This is a genomic window from Tardiphaga sp. 862_B3_N4_1, from assembly GCF_051811085.1.
GTDB lineage: Bacteria > Pseudomonadota > Alphaproteobacteria > Rhizobiales > Xanthobacteraceae > Tardiphaga > Tardiphaga robiniae.
Window position 1 is genome coordinate 1,927,283 of record NZ_JBPWQB010000001.1, and the last position, 19,109, is coordinate 1,946,391.

Annotated in this window: 20 protein-coding genes and 3 tRNA genes; 13 read left to right on the forward strand and 10 right to left on the reverse strand. The window is 60.2% G+C overall.

Annotated elements, in window-relative coordinates; all coding sequences use genetic code 11:
- Positions 1–4: 4 nt before the first annotated feature.
- The 3 genes from AB8B02_RS08975 to AB8B02_RS08985 all read right to left on the reverse strand — a co-directional run bounded on the left by AB8B02_RS08975 (position 5) and on the right by AB8B02_RS08985 (position 2,591).
- Positions 5–1,321, reverse strand: coding sequence for a multicopper oxidase family protein (locus AB8B02_RS08975; protein ID WP_439063754.1), 1,317 nt, complete (start codon positions 1,319–1,321; stop codon positions 5–7).
- 341 nt (positions 1,322–1,662) lie between these two features.
- Positions 1,663–2,490, reverse strand: a complete 828-nt coding sequence (locus tag AB8B02_RS08980) for a trypsin-like peptidase domain-containing protein (RefSeq protein WP_439063755.1) — start codon at positions 2,488–2,490, stop codon at positions 1,663–1,665.
- Between the two features lie 16 nt (positions 2,491–2,506).
- Positions 2,507–2,591, reverse strand: a tRNA-Leu gene (locus AB8B02_RS08985).
- Positions 2,592–3,003: 412 nt separating this feature from the next.
- Between AB8B02_RS08985 and tig the strand changes: the two genes are divergently transcribed.
- The 5 genes from tig to AB8B02_RS09010 all read left to right on the forward strand — a co-directional run bounded on the left by tig (position 3,004) and on the right by AB8B02_RS09010 (position 10,269).
- Positions 3,004–4,356: a trigger factor gene (tig, locus tag AB8B02_RS08990; protein WP_439063756.1), complete on the forward strand. Its 1,353-nt coding sequence runs from the start codon at positions 3,004–3,006 to the stop codon at positions 4,354–4,356.
- Between the two features lie 310 nt (positions 4,357–4,666).
- Entirely contained in the window at positions 4,667–5,302 is a 636-nt protein-coding gene (locus tag AB8B02_RS08995) for an ATP-dependent Clp protease proteolytic subunit (RefSeq protein ID WP_089264576.1), read from the forward strand.
- 446 nt (positions 5,303–5,748) lie between these two features.
- The gene (gene clpX / locus AB8B02_RS09000) at positions 5,749–7,023 is read left to right on the forward strand and encodes an ATP-dependent Clp protease ATP-binding subunit ClpX (RefSeq protein WP_089264575.1); all 1,275 of its coding nucleotides are present in this window, start codon (positions 5,749–5,751) and stop codon (positions 7,021–7,023) included.
- A gap of 306 nt (positions 7,024–7,329) precedes the next feature.
- Entirely contained in the window at positions 7,330–9,756 is a 2,427-nt protein-coding gene (gene lon, locus AB8B02_RS09005; RefSeq protein WP_093758782.1) for an endopeptidase La, read from the forward strand.
- A 96-nt stretch (positions 9,757–9,852) separates the two neighbouring features.
- Positions 9,853–10,269 (forward strand): GFA family protein, encoded by a 417-nt coding sequence (locus AB8B02_RS09010; RefSeq protein ID WP_439064615.1) that lies wholly within the window; start codon positions 9,853–9,855, stop codon positions 10,267–10,269.
- A 16-nt stretch (positions 10,270–10,285) separates the two neighbouring features.
- On the opposite strand, the gene AB8B02_RS09015 is transcribed toward AB8B02_RS09010, so the two are convergent.
- From AB8B02_RS09015 to AB8B02_RS09040, 6 genes are all read right to left on the reverse strand, one after another.
- Positions 10,286–10,362 (reverse strand) — tRNA-Val (locus AB8B02_RS09015).
- A 98-nt stretch (positions 10,363–10,460) separates the two neighbouring features.
- Positions 10,461–10,646 carry a hypothetical protein gene (locus AB8B02_RS09020; RefSeq protein WP_089264572.1) on the reverse strand — a complete coding sequence of 62 codons (186 nt, stop codon included), beginning with the start codon at positions 10,644–10,646 and terminating at the stop codon, positions 10,461–10,463.
- Entirely contained in the window at positions 10,646–11,260 is a 615-nt protein-coding gene (locus tag AB8B02_RS09025; RefSeq protein WP_158596803.1) for an acyl-homoserine-lactone synthase, read from the reverse strand. Before AB8B02_RS09025 ends, AB8B02_RS09020 begins: the two co-directional genes overlap by 1 nt.
- 82 nt (positions 11,261–11,342) lie before the next feature.
- On the reverse strand, positions 11,343–12,077 hold the full coding sequence (locus AB8B02_RS09030) for a helix-turn-helix transcriptional regulator (RefSeq protein WP_089264570.1): 735 nt from the start codon (positions 12,075–12,077) through the stop codon (positions 11,343–11,345).
- A 204-nt stretch (positions 12,078–12,281) separates the two neighbouring features.
- Positions 12,282–13,541, reverse strand: a complete 1,260-nt coding sequence (pepT, locus tag AB8B02_RS09035; RefSeq protein WP_439063757.1) for a peptidase T — start codon at positions 13,539–13,541, stop codon at positions 12,282–12,284.
- Positions 13,542–13,637: 96 nt separating this feature from the next.
- Complete coding sequence (locus AB8B02_RS09040; RefSeq protein WP_068730898.1) at positions 13,638–13,958, reverse strand: HU family DNA-binding protein; 321 nt, start codon at positions 13,956–13,958, stop codon at positions 13,638–13,640.
- A gap of 254 nt (positions 13,959–14,212) precedes the next feature.
- On the opposite strand from AB8B02_RS09040, the gene AB8B02_RS09045 reads away from it, so the two are divergent.
- Positions 14,213–14,289, forward strand: a tRNA-Asp gene (locus AB8B02_RS09045).
- Between the two features lie 109 nt (positions 14,290–14,398).
- On the opposite strand, the gene AB8B02_RS09050 is transcribed toward AB8B02_RS09045, so the two are convergent.
- Positions 14,399–14,674 carry a DUF3072 domain-containing protein gene (locus AB8B02_RS09050; RefSeq protein ID WP_439063758.1) on the reverse strand — a complete coding sequence of 92 codons (276 nt, stop codon included), beginning with the start codon at positions 14,672–14,674 and terminating at the stop codon, positions 14,399–14,401.
- A gap of 74 nt (positions 14,675–14,748) precedes the next feature.
- Between AB8B02_RS09050 and AB8B02_RS09055 the strand changes: the two genes are divergently transcribed.
- The 7 genes from AB8B02_RS09055 (at position 14,749) to AB8B02_RS09085 (ending at position 19,109) form a co-directional block, all read left to right on the forward strand.
- Positions 14,749–14,940: a hypothetical protein gene (locus AB8B02_RS09055; RefSeq protein ID WP_320443975.1), complete on the forward strand. Its 192-nt coding sequence runs from the start codon at positions 14,749–14,751 to the stop codon at positions 14,938–14,940.
- Complete coding sequence (locus AB8B02_RS09060) at positions 14,928–15,137, forward strand: hypothetical protein (RefSeq protein ID WP_439063759.1); 210 nt, start codon at positions 14,928–14,930, stop codon at positions 15,135–15,137. Before AB8B02_RS09055 ends, AB8B02_RS09060 begins: the two co-directional genes overlap by 13 nt.
- A gap of 232 nt (positions 15,138–15,369) precedes the next feature.
- Positions 15,370–15,735 (forward strand): NADH-quinone oxidoreductase subunit A, encoded by a 366-nt coding sequence (locus AB8B02_RS09065; protein ID WP_068730894.1) that lies wholly within the window; start codon positions 15,370–15,372, stop codon positions 15,733–15,735.
- Entirely contained in the window at positions 15,726–16,313 is a 588-nt protein-coding gene (locus AB8B02_RS09070; protein ID WP_089264564.1) for a NuoB/complex I 20 kDa subunit family protein, read from the forward strand. The genes AB8B02_RS09065 and AB8B02_RS09070 overlap by 10 nt, the downstream gene beginning before the upstream one ends.
- A gap of 26 nt (positions 16,314–16,339) precedes the next feature.
- Entirely contained in the window at positions 16,340–16,954 is a 615-nt protein-coding gene (locus tag AB8B02_RS09075) for an NADH-quinone oxidoreductase subunit C (RefSeq protein WP_439058211.1), read from the forward strand.
- Positions 16,951–18,144, forward strand: a complete 1,194-nt coding sequence (locus tag AB8B02_RS09080; RefSeq protein ID WP_089264562.1) for an NADH-quinone oxidoreductase subunit D — start codon at positions 16,951–16,953, stop codon at positions 18,142–18,144. The genes AB8B02_RS09075 and AB8B02_RS09080 overlap by 4 nt, the downstream gene beginning before the upstream one ends.
- Positions 18,141–19,109 carry an FkbM family methyltransferase gene (locus AB8B02_RS09085; RefSeq protein ID WP_439063760.1) on the forward strand — a complete coding sequence of 323 codons (969 nt, stop codon included), beginning with the start codon at positions 18,141–18,143 and terminating at the stop codon, positions 19,107–19,109. Before AB8B02_RS09080 ends, AB8B02_RS09085 begins: the two co-directional genes overlap by 4 nt.

The window sequence follows — 19,109 nt, forward strand, 5'->3', positions numbered from 1 at the left end:
CCTCTCAGTCGACGCCGTACCAGCGGACCTGCCGCGGGGCGGCCCAGTCAGCGACGAAGGCCTCCATCAGCCAGCGCCCGACATTGTTGGCGGCAAAGGCGATGCGCTGGGTCTGGCCGACGTCCAGCGCCAGGGTGTCGAGCCAGAACGGTTTCCAGCCGTCATCGAGCCTGTCGAGCAGGCGGACGTGATGGCCGTGGATCTGGAATACCATCGGGCTGGTGGCCCGGTTGGTCAGCGCAAGCACCACGGTGCGGCCGGGCTTGGTCCGGAATGCCGGCGGCGTGCCGGCGGACAGGTCGACCGGCTTCACCCATTCGGGACTGACGGCGCTCAGGGCCATATCGACGCGCAGCGCGCCCTTGAGATCGAGCTGAGCTGGCAAACCGTTGGAGGGCAGCGGCGCGGCGGCCGGCAGGGGCGTGGCCCGTAGCGGTGGATCGTTGGACATTTGGATCTGGCCGATCGGCCGGGCTGTCTTGCCGTCATGGAGCAGGATCGCCGAGGTCGATCCCGCCGGCCTGACGGCGTCGAGGAAGACGTCAACCCGCGTTCCGGGCGCCAGCACCACCTGATTATTACGGGCAGGGAATGGCTCCGAGGGCTGACCGTCGATGGCCATCACACGGACCTCGTGATCGTCAAATTTTATAGCAACCACATTGCGTTGGCAGCCATTGATGAGACGGAGCCTGAGCCGTTCGTTGACGCGGGCCGACAGCTCCAGCGTGGATTTCCGGTTGATCAGGAACAGCGCCGCGGCGTCTTTCGGATCACTGGCGGGGGCGAGCAGACCGCCGTCCGGCCTGAGGCGGAAGTCCTCGATCAGCAGCACCTCGTCGCGGTCCACCTCGACCGGATCGCTCTCCTGGACGACCACGCTGCGGACCTGAGACGGCAGCGCCTGACCGTCGCCGAGCAGGCGCATGTCCAGATACGACGTTCCGGCGCTGCGCATCTGCAGCTTGAACGCGTCCTTGGCCCCGGCCGCGACCGGCTTGCGGTCGAGCAGCGGGCCGATCCCGGACGTGCCGTTAATGCCTCGGCAGTTCAAGACGATAGGGACCGGCAGCTGATTGGCGAGTTGAACTGTGATCTCGTCGCCGCGGTTGAAGCGCAGCGGCCCCTTCTGGGCCGAATGGAGCGTCCAGGCCTCGGTGGAGGCGCCGGGCTTCACCGGGAAGGGATCAGCCTTGGCCTGTAGTTCCAGCGCGGCGACGGCTTGCGCGAGGCTGACCCGGGGCAGAATCGGGGCGATCAGCGCGCTTCCGGCGCCTGCAAGCAGGGTCCGGCGCGTGAGGGGGAGAAAGCGGTTCGTCATGCCCAAATCCCGACCATTTTGCCGCGCCAAAGTCCAGTTGCCGGGGCTGCGGCAAGTAAGCCGCTATGTGACCATTTTTTTGCTGCGAACCACGGTCCCCATGTTATAAGCCCGCCGCTCGCGACATCGCGGCCGGACATGATGTTTTTCGCGGGCGTGGCGGAATTGGTAGACGCGCTGGATTTAGGTGTTGGTGCCAAATCCTCTAGCTTTCGCAGGTGATACGCCCCGTTTCGCCGACTTCCCAAGTTGCTTCAATCACATCAGTAGATCAGTAATCTACTGCGCTTGGCAGGTTATTTTCCTGACAGGTCAAAAGGTGACAATAAGAGGTGACAAATTCACCTATCGACGAGCGCTTCTGGCTGATTTGTGGATTTGGCCAGTCGCTTCAACTCATTGATCGTTTCGATTACTCGATCCATCGGCTCGACGACTGTGTATCCTGAGTTGTGTCGTCGTTGACTTACCTCTTGACGATCAACTGAGCTATACAGCTTCTCGACAAATCCGATATTTCTGATTGCGACTCCGACGGAGTGTCGATCCTCGGCCCTCAGCACCAAGCCACCACTGTTACCGGGATAGGTTGGACAATCGATGATGATCTTGTTGCTCGGCGGCTTGCCAGCTACGATACCCGAGCGCAGCAGCGGGTATCCTCGGTCAAGCGCATCTTCCTTTTCAGCGAGTGAGGTTGGGTAGCCCATCATGAAGATCGGCTCCCCCGGTATCACCGACGCATACAAGGCGGTCATGCTAAGAGGCGTACCTTGCAGGTATGTCGCCGGGTCGTAACCAATTTGAGTGACGCCTTCGACGAGGTCCATTCGATACCGATTAACCCCCGCATCAGGCTGAGGTCTCATCGTTCCAATTCGACAGACGGCCACATCGGTGAGACCATCGGGATGCCTGCAAAAATTACCGTCTGCAAAAAGCCTCGGACTGTCGAGCGAATGCTTGACTGTCTTAGTGAGCGTTACACTATCGAGTGCGGTGATTATCACCGGATCAGTGAAGAGTTCTAATTTGTTTTTTAACAGAACATGCGCTGCCGAAACGAGATAGACGTTCTCGTTGTCGTAGAGATGGAACCCGCTTCCTGTTGTGCCTTTTATCTCGATGAGGGCTGGGTAAGATAAGTAGTTGAGGTCCCTATTCGGCACGAGTACGCCCCCAAAATGGTGCCCGGCGAGGGACTCGAACCCCCACACCTTTCAGCGACGGTACCTAAAACCGTTGCGTCTACCAATTCCGCCAGCCGGGCACGGGGCATTCCGATACACAATTGAGCGGTGGATGTCTCGACATAATCCACTGTTCGTCGTATTGGCGTCACCGGGTGACAAATCAGGTGTGAAATGGGTGACATTTTGCACCTGATGATGACAGTGCAGGTATCGCCGATCTAAATAAGCTCAGCGATTACGGGAGCTTAGGCGTCTCACGGTTTTGCGCCACGAGATTTAGGTTCCAGTGACGAAAGTTGTGGGGGTTCGAGTCCCTCCGCCCGCACCAAGCGCACATAGCGTTTGACCATGACGATTTTCGGACGTGTTTCCGCAAGGTTGGCCTTGCAGAGACAGTTCGCACCACCGGCGCAGGCTCTGGCCTGATGCCGCACAGATTTACAATGTCCGGGCCATTGGGCCGGACCAAGCGGGAAGAAGATTGACGCCATGCAGGTGAATGAAACCCTCTCCGAGGGATTGAAGCGCGAGTTCTCGGTCAACGTGCCGGCTGCCGACATCGAAGCCAAGGTCGATGCGCGCCTCGATGACATGAAGGGCAAGGTCAAGCTCAACGGCTTCCGCCCGGGCAAGGTTCCCGTCGGTCACCTGAAGCGTCTCTATGGTCGCTCGGTTGCCGCCGAGACCGTCGATGAATTGATCCGCGACACCAACACGCAGATCTTCACCGAGCGTGGCTTCAAGCTCGCTTCCGAGCCGAAGATCACGATGCCGACCGAGCAGAAGGAAGTCGAAGACATCCTGTCGGGCAAGTCGGACCTGAATTACACCGTCGCCATCGAAGTCGTGCCGCCGATCGCGCTCGCCGACTTCAAGAGCTTCACCGTCGAGAAGCCGGTGGCCGAAGTGACCGATGCGGACATCGATGAAGCGATCAAGCGCGTCGCCGACCAGAACCGTTCGTTCACCGAGAAGACCGGCAAGGCCGAGTCGGGCGACCGCGTGACGGTCAACTTCAAGGGCACCATCGACGGCGTCGCCTTCGAGGGCGGCACCGGCGAGGAGATCCCGGTTGCGATCGGCTCCAACACCTTCATCCCGGGCTTCGAGGACCAGCTGATCGGCATCGCCGCCGGCGAGACCCGCACCCTCAAGGTGTCGTTCCCGGTCAACTATGCGAGCGAGACGCTGGCCGGTAAGGCCGCCGAGTTCGAGACCACTGCGGCCAAGGTGGAATCGCCGGTCGACACCGTGATCGACGACGAGTTCGCCAAGACCCTCGGCCTCGAGTCCCTCGACAAGCTGAAGGAAGCTGCACGCGAGCGTCTGGTTGCCGAATTCGCCGGTGCGACCCGCCAGCGCGTCAAGCGCCTGCTGCTCGACCGTCTCGACGAGACCCACAAGTTCGATGCGCCTCCGTCGCTGGTCGATGAAGAGTTCAAGCTGATGTGGAATTCGATCCAGCAGGAGATGGCATCGTCGGGCAAGACCTTCGCCGACGAGGACACCACCGAAGAAGCCGCGCAGGAAGAGTACCGCAAGATCGCCGATCGCCGCGTGCGTCTCGGTCTCGTGCTCTCGGAGATCGGCGAGAAGAACAAGATCACCGTCAGCGATGACGAGGTCAGCCGTGCCGTGATCGAGCGCGCCCGTTCGATGCCGGGCCGCGAGAAGGAAGTGTGGGACTTTTACCGCAGCAATCCCAACGCGCTGGCCCAGCTTCGTGCACCGATCTACGAGGACAAGGTCGTCGACTTCATCCTCGAACTGGCCAATGTGACCGAGAAGAAGGTGTCCAAGGACGACCTCTACAAGGACGAGGACGAGAAGACTGCGGCCTGAGCCGCTTCTTCTTAGAAGACGTTAAAAGAAGCGCCGGCCGGGTCCTCCAGCCGGCGTTTTGACGTTAAGGATACCGCTCGAAACAGGTTCCAAAAGGGCTCCAGCGCTTTGCGGTGGCCGTCCGAATCGGCTTGAACTGAGGTTCAGGGTGGCATGTGGACCGGTGGTCTTGTTGCCGCTCGATTGGTCCATATCTGTGGGCTCTGTTTGTTGTTCCTGCATCACGGGACGTTCGTCCTCTCCCGGCAAACCGTAACCGGTTCCAGTCTTGCCGATGGACGTGTGTCTCCTCCAACCTTTCGGGTGATCAATGCGCGATCCGGTAGAAACCTACATGAACCTCGTCCCGATGGTGGTCGAACAGACCAACCGCGGCGAACGGGCTTACGATATCTTTTCGCGCCTTCTGAAGGAGCGCATCATCTTCGTGACCGGTCCGGTCGAAGATGGCATGTCGACGCTGACCGTTGCTCAGCTTCTGTTTCTCGAAGCCGAGAATCCGAAGAAGGAAATCTCGATGTACATCAACTCGCCCGGTGGCGTGGTGACGTCGGGTCTGGCGATCTACGACACGATGCAGTTCATCCGTCCGCCGGTGTCGACGCTGTGCGTCGGTCAGGCCGCGTCGATGGGCTCGCTGTTGCTGACGGCTGGCGCAAAGGACATGCGCTTCGCGCTGCCGAACGCCCGCATCATGGTTCATCAGCCGTCAGGCGGCTTCCAGGGCCAGGCCACCGACATCCTGATCCATGCCAAGGAAGTCGAGAGCCTGAAGCGCCGGCTCAACGAGATCTATGTGAAGCACACGGGACGTGCTTACGAGGACATTCACAATGCGCTCGAGCGCGATAACTTCATGACCGCGGATCAGGCGAAGGATTTCGGGCTGATCGACAAGGTCATCGACAAGCGCGCTGAAGAATCGACCCCGGCGAAGCCCGCCTAAACGACGCCGTTTCGGCGAACATATCGAGACCGAGACAGACGGCGCCCGCGCGCCGCCTGTCCCAAGCCAGCCATATCGATCAAGTTATTCCCGAATTGGTACTATGTGCCGACGCCAGCAGACGCGAGAGTTCCGCTTTCGTGCTGGTCGGGTGGTGTCATTCACGCAACGTTCCCCCAATTTTCGGGGTTCTCCCGCGCAAATGCCGCAAATCACGCTATTGTCACGCTCCAGGCGATGGAGCCGATTAGCGAATTCTTGATCATCGGCTGTCAGCATGGTTCGCTGATGCGGATCGGTTAGTATCGCGGGGATTCGAGTGAGCCGTGATTCGAGCGGCATTCTGGAACGAGGTCTTTTTTGGTACGGATTTTGCTCTATCTACGGGATATGTCCCGTAACTGGGCGACCGGCAGACAAAGATCGAACGGCGGACGGAGATAGGAATGAGTAAGGTCGGTACCAGCGACTCCAAGAACACGCTGTATTGTTCGTTCTGCGGCAAGAGCCAGCACGAAGTTCGCAAACTGATCGCGGGTCCTACCGTCTTCATCTGCGACGAATGCGTTGAACTCTGCATGGACATCATCCGCGAGGAGAACAAGTCTTCGCTGGTCAAGTCGCGCGACGGCATTCCGACGCCGAAGGAAATCTGCAAGGTGCTCGATGATTACGTCATCGGTCAGTTCCATGCGAAGAAGGTTCTCTCGGTCGCGGTGCATAACCACTACAAGCGCCTCAACCACCAGACCAAGCACAACGACGTCGAACTCGCGAAGTCGAACATCCTGCTGATCGGTCCGACCGGTTCGGGCAAGACGCTGCTCGCGCAGACGCTCGCCCGCATTCTGGACGTGCCGTTCACGATGGCCGACGCGACGACGCTGACCGAAGCCGGTTATGTTGGTGAGGACGTCGAGAACATCATCCTCAAGCTGCTGCAGGCTGCCGACTACAATGTCGAGCGTGCGCAGCGCGGCATCGTCTATATCGACGAAATCGACAAGATCTCGCGCAAGTCGGACAATCCGTCGATCACCCGTGACGTGTCGGGTGAGGGCGTGCAGCAGGCTCTGCTGAAGATCATGGAAGGCACCGTTGCCTCCGTGCCTCCGCAGGGCGGCCGCAAGCATCCGCAGCAGGAATTCCTGCAGGTGGATACGACGAACATCCTGTTCATTTGCGGCGGTGCGTTCTCGGGCCTCGAGAAGATCATCTCGTCGCGCGGACGGACCACCTCGATCGGCTTCGCAGCGCAGGTTCTGGCACCCGAAGATCGCCGCACCGGTGAGATCTTCCGCCACGTCGAGCCGGAAGATCTGCTGAAGTACGGCCTGATCCCCGAATTCGTCGGCCGTCTGCCAGTGGTCGCGACGCTCGAGGATCTCGACGAGACCTCGCTGAAGAAGATCCTGATCGAGCCGAAGAACGCGCTGGTCAAGCAGTACCAGCGCCTGTTCGAGATGGAGAACATCGAGTTGACCTTCGCCGACGAGGCGCTGGGTGCGGTGGCCCGCCGGGCTATCGAACGCAAGACCGGTGCACGTGGTCTGCGGTCGATCCTGGAGAGCATCCTGCTCGAAACCATGTTCGATCTGCCCGGTCTGGAAGGTGTCGAGGAAGTCGTCATCTCCAAGGAGGTTGTGGATGGGACGGCTCGCCCGCTCTACATCTACGCCGACCGTTCGGACCGGACGGCGGAGAGCAGCGCAAGCGCCTGATCGGGCGGCTTTCGGGCCCATCGACTTAAGTTCAATAGGCGGCTGCCGGTGATCGGCAGCCGCCTATTTTATTGCTGCTACGCTCTGTAAACCGCCCTTGTTCATGGGTATTTCCGCGACTTGACACCCCCCCGGCCCATAGCCACCTAATGCTCTCGGCGAACACAAAATCTCCCTCAAGATTCGCCATAACGATCCGGACACGTAGAGCCTGAGACGGCCGAGCAAAGACGGAAAATCGGCACCTTGTGCGGTTGCGCCATCGGGCGGACTGCTTGCAAGGGGGCACAGCAAAAGGAATGGGCCATGACTGCCTCCAAACCCCGGCCAACCATTGTTCACGGCGAAAGCCACTCCTATCCGGTGTTGCCGCTGCGCGACATTGTCGTCTTCCCGCACATGATCGTGCCTCTCTTCGTTGGCCGCGAGAAATCGATCCGCGCGCTCGAAGAGGTGATGAAGAATGATGCGCTCATCATGCTCGCCACGCAGAAGAATGCGTCGGACGATGATCCATCGCCGGACTCGATTTACGAGATCGGTACGCTCGCCAGCGTGCTGCAGCTTTTGAAGCTTCCCGACGGCACCGTGAAGGTGCTGGTGGAAGGGCTCGAGCGCGCCAAGGTCGAGAAGTATTCCGATCGCACCGAATATTACGAAGCGACGGCGGTCGCGCTGGCCGATACCGATGCCAAGAGCGTCGAGGCGGAAGCGCTGTCGCGTTCGGTGGTCTCGGACTTCGAGAGCTATGTGAAGCTCAACAAGAAGATCTCCGCCGAAGTCGTCGGTGTCGTGCAGGCGATCACTGACTTCGCCAAGCTCGGCGACACGGTCGCGTCGCATCTCGCCGTCAAGATCGCGGATCGCCAGGGCATCCTGGAAACGTTGTCCGTCACCGCGCGCCTGGAGAAGGTGCTCGGCCTGATGGAGAGCGAGATCTCGGTGCTGCAGGTCGAGAAGCGCATCCGCTCGCGCGTCAAGCGCCAGATGGAGAAGACCCAGCGCGAGTATTATCTCAACGAGCAGATGAAGGCGATCCAGAAGGAGCTCGGCGACGACGAAGGTCGCGACGAGCTGGCCGACATCGAAGAGAAGATCGCCAAGACCAAGCTGTCGAAGGAAGCCCGCGAGAAGGCACAGCATGAGCTGAAGAAGCTGCGCCAGATGTCGCCGATGTCCGCGGAAGCGACCGTCGTGCGCAACTATCTCGATTGGCTGCTGTCGATTCCGTGGGGCAAGAAGTCCAAGGTCAAGAAGGACCTCGCCGCGGCGCAGGCCGTGCTGGACGACGATCACTACGGGCTCGAGAAGGTCAAGGACCGCATCGTCGAGTATCTCGCGGTGCAGACCCGCGCCAACAAGCTGAGCGGGCCGATCCTGTGCCTCGTCGGTCCTCCCGGCGTCGGCAAGACCTCGCTCGGCAAGTCGATCGCGAAGGCGACCGGACGTGAGTTCGTGCGCGTGTCGCTCGGCGGCGTGCGTGACGAGGCGGAGATTCGCGGACATCGCCGGACCTATATCGGTTCGATGCCCGGCAAGATCATCCAGTCGATGCGCAAGGCCAAGACGACGAATCCGCTCTTCCTGCTGGATGAGATCGACAAAATGGGCGCCGATTTCCGCGGCGATCCGTCGTCGGCTCTGCTTGAGGTCCTCGACCCCGAGCAGAACGGCACCTTTGCCGATCACTATCTGGAGGTCGACTACGATCTGTCGAACGTGATGTTCATCACCACGGCGAACACCCTGAATATTCCGGGCCCGCTGATGGATCGTATGGAGATCATCCGGATCGCCGGCTACACGGAGAACGAGAAGGTCGAGATCGCCCGCAAGCATCTCATTCCGATCGCGCTCTCGAAGCACGGTCTGGATGCCAAGGAATGGTCGATCGACGACGACGCCTTGCTCTTGATGATCCGCCGCTACACCCGCGAAGCGGGCGTGCGTAATCTGGAGCGCGAGCTCTCCACACTGGCCCGCAAGGCCGTGAAGGAGCTGATGCTCTCGAAGAAGAAGGTGGTGAAGGTCACCGAGAAGAATCTCGAAGAGTTCCTGGGCGTGCCCAAGTATCGCTACGGCGAGATCGAGAGCGACGATCAGGTCGGTGTCGTCACCGGTCTGGCATGGACGGATGTCGGTGGTGAATTGCTCACCATTGAAGGCGTCATGATGCCCGGCAAGGGCCGCATGACTGTTACCGGCAACCTGCGTGACGTGATGAAGGAATCGATCTCGGCGGCGGCATCCTACGTCCGCTCGCGTGCGATCAACTTCGGGATCGAGCCGCCGCTGTTCGAGCGGCGCGACATCCACGTCCACGTGCCCGAGGGTGCAACGCCGAAGGACGGTCCGTCCGCAGGCGTGGCGATGGCGACGACGATCGTGTCCGTGCTCACGGGCATTCCGATCCGTCACGATGTCGCCATGACCGGCGAGATCACGCTGCGCGGCAGGATCCTGCCGATCGGTGGTCTGAAGGAGAAGCTGTTGGCAGCGGCCCGCGGCGGCATCAAGACGGTGCTGATCCCCGAGGACAATGCCAAGGACCTCACCGAGATCTCCGACGCCATCAAGGGCGGGCTGAATATCATCCCGGTCGCCCGGATGGACGAGGTGATCGCCAACGCCCTGGTGCGGGCACCGAAGGCGATCGTCTGGGAAGAGGACACCAAGCTGCCGGTGAAGGCCGACGGCGCGGAAGAGGCCGGCAGCGGCCTGACGGCTCACTAAGGCCGACATCCTCGATAGCAATCAGCGGCGCCCTTCGGGGCGCCGTTTTTTTGTGGCATCATGGCGGCGGGCAAAGACGTAGCGAAGGAAGGCGCGATGCAGATCGACGGCCAATGCCACTGCGGCTTCATCAGCTATCGCGCGACAATCGATCCCCAGCGGGTGTCGATCTGCCATTGCACGGATTGCCAGACCATGACCGGCTCGGCCTATCGCGTCACGGTGCTGACGCCGGCCGACACGATCGAGATGACGGGCGGCGCGCCGAAGGTCTACGTCAAGCGCGGCGACAACGGTCTCAACCGGCTGCAGCATTTTTGCGGGGACTGCGGCACGCCGATATTCGCCAGTGGCGAGGCGGCTGAGGATAACGAGTGGGGTATTCGCTGGGGCAGTATCCGCCAGCGCGCCGAGCTGCCGCCACGACGACAGATCTGGTGCCGGTCAGCCGCGTCCTGGATTCATGATCTTGCGGAACTACCAGCGCGGCCGAAGGGATCGAACGATCCATAGCGGCCCATGGAGGTGGTGGTAGGCGGCGAGAGATTCGAACTCCCGACCCTCTCGGTGTAAACGAGATGCTCTAACCAGCTGAGCTAGCCGCCCTCGGGCAATCACCCTCACGGCCTCTCTTTAACGCCAGCACTCCGTCGCGGCAAGGCGTTCCCGCGCGGATATTCCGATCTCGCCCTCAGGTGTTTCGCCTAGCGCGCCGCCAGCACCTTGGCGAGCTGAACGCCTTCGTTCAACAGCGCCATGCGCAGCAGATCATAGGTCGTCTCGGACCCGCATGCGTTCGCCAGCCGCAAAGCTTGCAGCATTGTGACGATCAGCTCGTCGCTGTCCTTGCCGCCCTGAATGACCTGGAACTGATTGGGGGACATCGGCATCAGGCGATCCGCCGGGATGTCTGAGGCAGTGCAAAGACGCTGTCTTTGATGGCGACACTCTTGCTGACGCGAGCGAGACACTTTTCGCTAACATGAAACAGCACGGCGATGGTGGCCTCGCCATCGATCATGGCTGGCAATCCCAGCGGCTCGATCTCCAGTCCGAAGCCCTGAAGAATCGGGATGCGCAAGGGATTGATGACCGAGGTGAAACCGGACAGGCCTTCCATCAGGCCATATTCCTGAATCGCGAGCAGCAGTTCGAAATAGTGATGGCTGCGGCGTTCGGATTTGCGCATGGCAAAGCGTGTCAGCTCGAACACATCGCGGCGCTGGATCAGCGCGCCATCGACAAGCTGCGCAAAATTCTCGCTGAGCATGTGAGGCAAGACGGTTGGATAGAGCCGGAAGCCGCCTGCGACAGTGCCTGCGTCGTCGGCCGCGACCAGATAGACGGCGGCATCATCGTCATACTGGTCTTTCTCGTGCTCGCCATCGACATCGAAGGCGGTCCAGCCGCGCTCTCCGACAAAGACCTCGTGCCGTAACCGAAATTGCTTGTCCAGGAGATCGCCGAACTGCCCAGCATTACCGCTGTGAATGACCTCGATCATAAAAAGCTCTCCACGCTCGTCTGCGTGGAGGGTTCTCATGATGAGTTTGGTCGCGATATTCCGTGGGCAGGGGATTGACAATTCAGAAAGCGATCAGTCCTTGTGTGATCGCTTCGGCCACGGCCTGCGCGCGCGTATGCGCATTCAACTTGTGCATGGCAGCGGTGACAGTCTTGTTCACCGTATCCTCGGAGATACCGAGAATGACGCTCGTATCCCAGGCGGTCTTTCCGGCAGCGACCCAGCTGACGACCTCGCGCTCCCGCAAGGTGAGGGCGATCAACTTCGCACGCTGATGAGAGCGAAGCGTTGCAAAGCGGTTGAACGCATACATCGTGACGAGCTCGATGGCGCCGTGCGCGTCCTCGGTATTTTCGACTTCGTAGCCTGCCAGCGAGAGGCCGGCCTGATAGCCGTTCATGCCGTGCACCGGTGCGCAGAGGCCGAACTTCAATCCGTAATCGACAGACGCGATCTCCATGATGGTCCGTGATATCGGGCTGACCTCATCGAGCCGGATGTCGGACCAGGTGAACAGCTCGGGTTGCCGGCGGATCCGCGGCGCAACGGGATCCGAGGCATAGAAATTGGACGCGCTATATTGTTCGGCCCATGGCTTGGGCCATACTTTCAGCAACACGCGATCTTCGAACGGTTGGTTGACGCCGGTCGAGGCCAGAAAGCAGATGTGGTTGTAGCCGAACGATTTGGCCGTAGCGGCCACGACATCGCCAACCGCAGACATGGAGGCGGCATTGGCAATGCTTTCGATGGCCGACAACGCGGTCTGAAAATGCTTGCCTTTGAATGACCCCATGGCGCGCCTGCATATCAGCTGAAATGGAGCTATGTTTTTGGGAAATTATTCTTGTTATAATTTATAATATGTACTGGGGAGGATATCGTCGCCGTCACGGCGCGCAATTCGCCATTCGATTGACAGTACAACTATACACCGTTCCGTCACTGCCGGAACGCCCGTCCCTCGCTGCTTTGTGCCGCGAATGGTTCTTTGTTACCACTACGCCCTTTCTTCCCAGATCATCGCGAGATGCACGATGGTCTGCACGGCTTTTTCCATGTCCTGAACGCTGACCCATTCGGTACGGCCATGGAAGGCGTGTTCGCCGGCGAAGATATTGGGGCAGGGCAGGCCCATGAAGGACAGCCGCGATCCGTCGGTGCCGCCGCGGATGCTGCTGCGGACGGGTTTGAGCCCGGCGCGCTGGATCGCTTCCACGGCGTATTCGACCATCTGCGGATAGCGGTCGATCACCTGCTTCATGTTGCGGTATTGCTGCTTGATTTCGAGTGTCGCCGTCGAATGCGGATAGGCCGTCATCACGTCGTCGACGATGGATTGCAGCAGCGTTTCCTTCTCGGCAAGGCCGTCATCTGTGAAGTCGCGCACGATCAGACTGAGCGTCGCTTTTTCAAGCGCGCCAGAAATGCCGATCGGATGCAGGAAGCCTTGCTTGCCGTCGGTGGTCTCAGGCGAACAGGTGTCTTTCGGCAGTCGCTCGACGATTGCGGCGGCGATCTTGATGGCGTGCTCCATCTTGCCCTTGGCAAAGCCGGGATGCGCGCTGACGCCTTCGATGGTGATGACGGCACCGTCGGCCGAGAAAGTCTCGTCTTCGACATAGCCGGCGGTCTCGCCATCCATGGTGTAGGCGAAGTCGGCGCCCAGCTTTGTCAGGTCGACCTTGTCCACGCCGCGGCCGATCTCTTCATCGGGCGTGAACAGGATCTTGATGGTGCCGTGCTTGATCTGTGGATTGGCAACCAGGAAACGTGCCGCGTCCATGATCTCGGCAAGGCCAGCCTTGTTATCGGCACCCAGCAAAGTGGTGCCGTCGGTGGTGATGATGTCATGGCCGATCTGGTCCTTCAGCGCCGGATTGTCGGCGACGCGGATGACCTGCGTTGTGTCCACCGGCAGCACGATATCGCCGCCCCGATAGTTCTTGACGATCTGCGGTTTGACGTCCTTGCCACTGCAGTCGGGCGAAGTGTCCATATGCGAGCAGAAGCATATCACCGGCACTTTCTTGTCCGATGTCGCGGGGATCGTCGCATAGACATAGCCATGCTCGTCGAGATGCGCGTCCCTGAGCCCCAGGTCCCGCAGCTCCTGCGCGAGTACGCGGCCGAGATCCTTCTGCTTTTCGGTCGATGGGCAGGTGGGGGAGGCGGGGTCGGACTGGGTGTCGATCACCACATAGCGCAGGAAGCACGCAGTCACGTCATGGGCGAAATCGAAGGGGAGAGTTGCTGTCAAAGGTCACCATCTGATTGCAGAAGTCCTCACAGCTTAGAAGTTTCATTCCGGGCCGTCACGAGGACGCGGCCCGGAATGAGAAGTTCAAGCGGTCGATCAGACGGCTTCCTTGAGTTCCTTGGCCGGCCGGAACGCGACCTTCTTGCTGGCCGCGATCTCGATCTGCTCGCCGGTCGCCGGGTTGCGACCCATGCGGGCGGCGCGCTTGCGGACCTGAAGGATGCCAAGGCCGACGATGCGGATACGCTCGCCATTCTTGAGGTGGTTGGTGATGCGCTCCACCATGTCACCGAGGATTTCTTCGGCCTTCTTCTTCGACAGCTCGTGATCTTCAGCCAGGGCCGCGGCGAGATGCTTCAGCGTGATGGTGGGAGGAGTGGCCGCTTTCGCGGCGGTGGTGGTTGCAGCTTTTGCCATGAATCTGGCCCTTCTCGTTGGTGGTCTGTCTTAAACCTGTGACGCAGCAGGGCTTAAACGATTCGGAGCGATGCCGCCCCGCTGTTTTGCCTGCAAACAGGGGCTTATTTGCATTTCCGGCCTTAAAATGGCCTTCTCGCAAGCCTGCAACGACGCCTTCTTGTGATGTCCCCCGGAATGGTTCTGCAACGTCCTTGACTTCAAAAGGACGTCCCTTTATGTCCAGCCCCACTGCGGGATTGCAGACGATCCACGCGGGAGTAGCTCAGTTGGTTAGAGCGCTGCCCTGTCACGGCAGAGGTCGCGGGTTCGAGTCCCGTCTCTCGCGCCATTCCATCGGGAATGGCGGGATTCAGGTCCATCCGCGGTTGTCCCAACAAGTTTCTTCAAGAGAACTATAGAGTTGCAGACGTCTCGCGCGGCATTTGACGTGCCAGCGCTCAGAACGAATCTGCGAGCGCGATTTCCTGCTTCAGCGCCTCGATTCGCCGCGCGGCTTCAGCGCGCGTCAGGTCCTTTTCGAATTGTTTGGGCTGATAGGCCTCGATCGCCAGCGATTTCAGCGTCAGCGCCTGGCCGCGGGTCATCGGGCCGGAGAGGCGATCCGGCAGGCTCTCATACGACGATACCGATGCGGCAATCGCGGGGACGACGATCTCACCGCGGGCGTTCAAAGCCGGGGTCTTCAAAGCCAGGGCCTTCAAAGCAAGGGTCATGGGAACCTCCAAAAATCCGATCTGGGTCGAAACAATGGCTTGTCAATTTGTTCTCTTTTTGTTCTATATCGCAAATGACCAAGCTTGCCAACCTGAATTTCAGAATCGCCCGGCTGCGCTACCAGATGAAAGGGGTGCAGTCGGATATCCGGCTGCTGACCAATGCCGGGCTGGACTGTGCCAATGCCTCCATGCGCCTGCGGCGGATGCAGGCCGACCTGCTGGCGCTCATTGCGGAACGTGAGGCGCTGGCATGTCCGGCGTGAGCGAGCCGCCGCAACTCAGGATCATCACATTGCGGGCGCAGATCGCCGAGCTCGGCGCGGCGATCCGCCTGTTGCGACAGGCGGGCATGGACAACGCCGCCGCGGAGTTGCTGCTGGTACGGAAACGCGCCGAATTGGATGGCATGTTGTGGCAGGGAAGGAACGTCAGGTCCGCCCCGCCGACGGGCGAGGTTTGACGGTCCCGGCGGTTGAGAAGTCATGCCGGATTTTTTGAGAATCTGCGGGAGGTTTGTCGCAGCCGGCGATGCATCGGCAAGGTTGCGTTTCAATCGTCGCGCCGCGCATGGCAGGGCATAAAACTGTCAACATCCCTTGTCTTGCATGGCTTGTTGCGCTGCGCTAAGCCTCAGAACCATTCCAATGTTCGAATCTGTGGCAAAGTCAGGGCCGCAGGAGTAAGGCTCGCCGATGAACGGCATCTTGCATAATTATCTCCCACTTGTGGTCTTTATCGGCATCGCATCCGTCATCGGTCTGGCCTTGCTGATCGCGCCATTTCTCGTCGCCTACCAGCAGCCAGATCCGGAAAAGCTGTCCGCCTATGAATGCGGATTCAACGCTTTTGACGATGCGCGCATGAAGTTCGATGTGCGGTTCTATCTGGTGGCGATTCTCTTCATCATCTTCGATCTGGAAGTCGCCTTTCTGTTTCCGTGGGCAGTGGCCTTCGGCAAGCTTGGCGCAACCGGCTTCTGGTCGATGATCGTGTTTCTTGGCGTGCTCACCATCGGTTTCGCCTACGAATGGAAGAAAGGCGCGCTCGAATGGGATTGAGCCCAGTCATTGCCTCGGCTCCCGCCATCGCGCAGGCGCCAAAAGGCATCATCGATCCGTCCACCGGCAAGCCGGTCGGCGCGAACGATCCGTATTTTCTCGAGGTCAATGCCGAGCTGTCCGACAAGGGCTTCTTCGTTGCTGCGACCGACGATCTGATCACCTGGGCGCGCACCGGCTCGCTGATGTGGATGACCTTCGGTCTCGCCTGCTGTGCGGTCGAGATGATGCAGGTGTCGATGCCGCGTTACGACGTCGAGCGCTTCGGTTTCGCGCCGCGCGCGTCGCCGCGTCAGTCCGACGTGATGATCGTCGCCGGCACGCTGACCAACAAGATGGCCCCGGCGCTGCGCAAGGTTTATGACCAGATGCCGGAGCCGCGTTACGTCATCTCGATGGGCTCCTGCGCCAATGGCGGCGGCTACTATCACTACTCGTATTCGGTGGTTCGGGGCTGCGACCGTATCGTGCCGATCGACATTTATGTCCCGGGCTGCCCGCCCACCGCAGAAGCGCTTCTCTACGGCGTGCTGCTGCTGCAGAAGAAGATCCGCCGCACCGGCACGATTGAACGCTAAGACTCGCGAACGCTTAAGGCTTTGTCATGGACGATGTGAGGCTCGACACACTGGGTCAGACGATTGTCGGCGCCCTGCCGGGTGCCGCACTCGCGCATGAGGTGGCGTTTGGCCAGCTGACGATCGCGGTGGAAACATCGAGGATCGTCGAGGTCGCGCAGTTCCTGCGTGACGATCCGCGCTGCCGCTTCGTCAATTTCACCGATGCGACGGCTGTGGATTACCCGGGGCGCGAGAAGCGCTTCGACGTCGTCTATCATCTGATGTCGCCGACATTGAACACCCGCATCCGTCTGAAAGGTCTGGCATCCGAAACAACTCAGGTGCCGTCGATCATTTCGGTGTTTCCCGGCGCTGACTGGTTCGAGCGCGAAGCCTATGACCTCTATGGCGTGATCTTTGTCGGCCATCCCGACATGCGCCGGCTGCTGACCGATTACGGTTTCGACGGCCATCCGCTGCGCAAGGACTTCCCGCTCACTGGCTTCGTCGAGGTTCGCTACGACGACCAGGAGAAGCGGGTGGTGTACGAGCCGGTCCGGCTCAACCAGGAATTCCGCAAATTCGATTTCCTCTCGCCTTGGGAAGGCGCGGATTATCCCGTGCTGCCGGGTGACGAGAAGGCAGAGGTCAAGCCATGACCGAACAACCCAACGTTCGCAATTTCACGATCAACTTCGGACCGCAGCATCCGGCCGCGCACGGCGTGCTCCGCCTTGTGCTGGAACTCGACGGTGAAGTCGTCGAGCGCGTCGATCCGCATATCGGCCTGCTTCACCGCGGCACCGAGAAGCTGATCGAGCAGAAGACCTATCTGCAGGCGATCCCGTATTTCGACCGGCTCGATTACGTCGCGCCGATGAACCAGGAACACGCATTCTGTCTGGCCGCCGAAAAGCTGCTCGGCGTCACCGTGCCGCGCCGCGGCCAGTTGATCCGCGTGCTGTATTCCGAAATCGGCCGCATCCTGTCGCATCTTCTCAACATCACCACGCAGGCGATGGACGTCGGCGCGCTGACCCCGCCGCTGTGGGGCTTCGAAGAGCGCGAAAAACTGATGGTGTTCTATGAGCGCGCCTCGGGCTCGCGCATGCATGCCGCGTTCTTCCGCATCGGCGGCGTACATCAGGATCTGCCGCCCAAGCTGATCAACGATATCGATGCCTGGTGCGATGCCTTCCCGCAGGTGCTCGACGATCTCGAAACGCTGCTCACCGGCAATCGTATTTTCAAACAGCGTAACGTCGATATCGGCGTGGTGTCGCTGGAAGACGCCTGGAAGTGGGGCTTCTCCGGCGTGATGGTGCGCGGCTCGGGCGCTGCATGGGATTTGCGCAAGTCGCAGCCTTATGAATGCTACGCCGAAATGGACTTCGACGTTCCGATCGGCAAGAACGGTGACTGCTACGATCGTTACTGTATTCGTGTCGAAGAGATGCGACAGTCGACCAAGATCATGAAGCAGTGCATCGCCAAGATGCGCGCGCCGGACGGGCAGGGCGCCGTTGCGGTCGAAGACAACAAGATTTTCCCGCCGCGTCGCGGCGAGATGAAGCGTTCGATGGAATCGCTGATCCATCACTTCAAGCTCTACACCGAAGGTTTTCGTGTGCCGGAAGGCGAAGTCTATGCTGCCGTCGAAGCGCCGAAGGGCGAGTTCGGCGTCTATCTCGTCTCCGACGGCAGCAACAAGCCGTACAAGTGCAAGATCCGCGCGCCGGGCTTTGCTCATCTGCAGGCCATGGATTTCATGTGCCGCGGCCATCTGCTCGCCGACGTCTCCGCCATTCTCGGTTCGCTCGACATCGTGTTCGGAGAGGTCGATCGGTGACGCTGACGCCTCCCATACAGTTTGACCGGGCGTCCGGCGTTCTCCAGAGCGTGAATCTCTGGGAACGTGCGATGGCCTGTGCGCTGGTGGTTGGCTCGAAGATCTCGTCGTCGTTCTCGCATCGCGGCTACAACATGTGCGCCAATCTGATGCGCAGGACTGTGCTGCCGGCGCGCGATCTCGTGGTGAAGCTGAATGCGGATGCGCTGTTCGCATTCCCGTTCGGCGATGGCTACTGGAGCAAGTTGCTCAACCGCACGTTCTCCTATGAAGACGAGCTTGAGGTGTTGTTCCGGAACTCGATCGATGTCGATTACACGCTGCTCGATTGCGGCGCGAATTACGGATACTGGTCGGTGCTGGTGTCGAGCGGGCCGTTCGGCTCGCACAAGGCGATTGCGATCGAGCCGTCGTTCGACAATTTCGCCAAGCTCGCTACTAACGCCAGGATCAATGGTGACCGGTTCGACGTCATCAAATGCGCGATCGGCTCGCAGCGTGGTACGGCGCATCTGTCGGGCACCAAGCACGAAGCTTTCAGCATCGCCGGCGATCCCAATGCCGGCGGCGAGGAAGTGCCGGTGATCTCGCTCGACAATCTGCTCGACGACGGCAAGGTGTCGATGTCCGGCAAATATCTGATCAAGCTCGACGTCGAAGGCGTCGAGATCGAGGCTATCAAGGGCGGCGCACGATTGCTGCAGGGCGACTCGGTCATCATGTGTGAAGAGCACGGCAATGACCCGTATCACACCGTCTCACGCTTTATCCTGGATCAAACGCCGCTCAAGCTGATCGTGCATGATCCCGCCACCAACCGTTTCGAAACCGTGACCGAGTTGTCGATCCTCGATCGCATCAAGGTGTCCACACATGTTGGCTACAACGTGTTTGGCACATCGAGTGCGTTCTGGCTCGACCGCATCAACAGCCTGAATGCGAGCGCGGCGCGCCGCACTCATTGA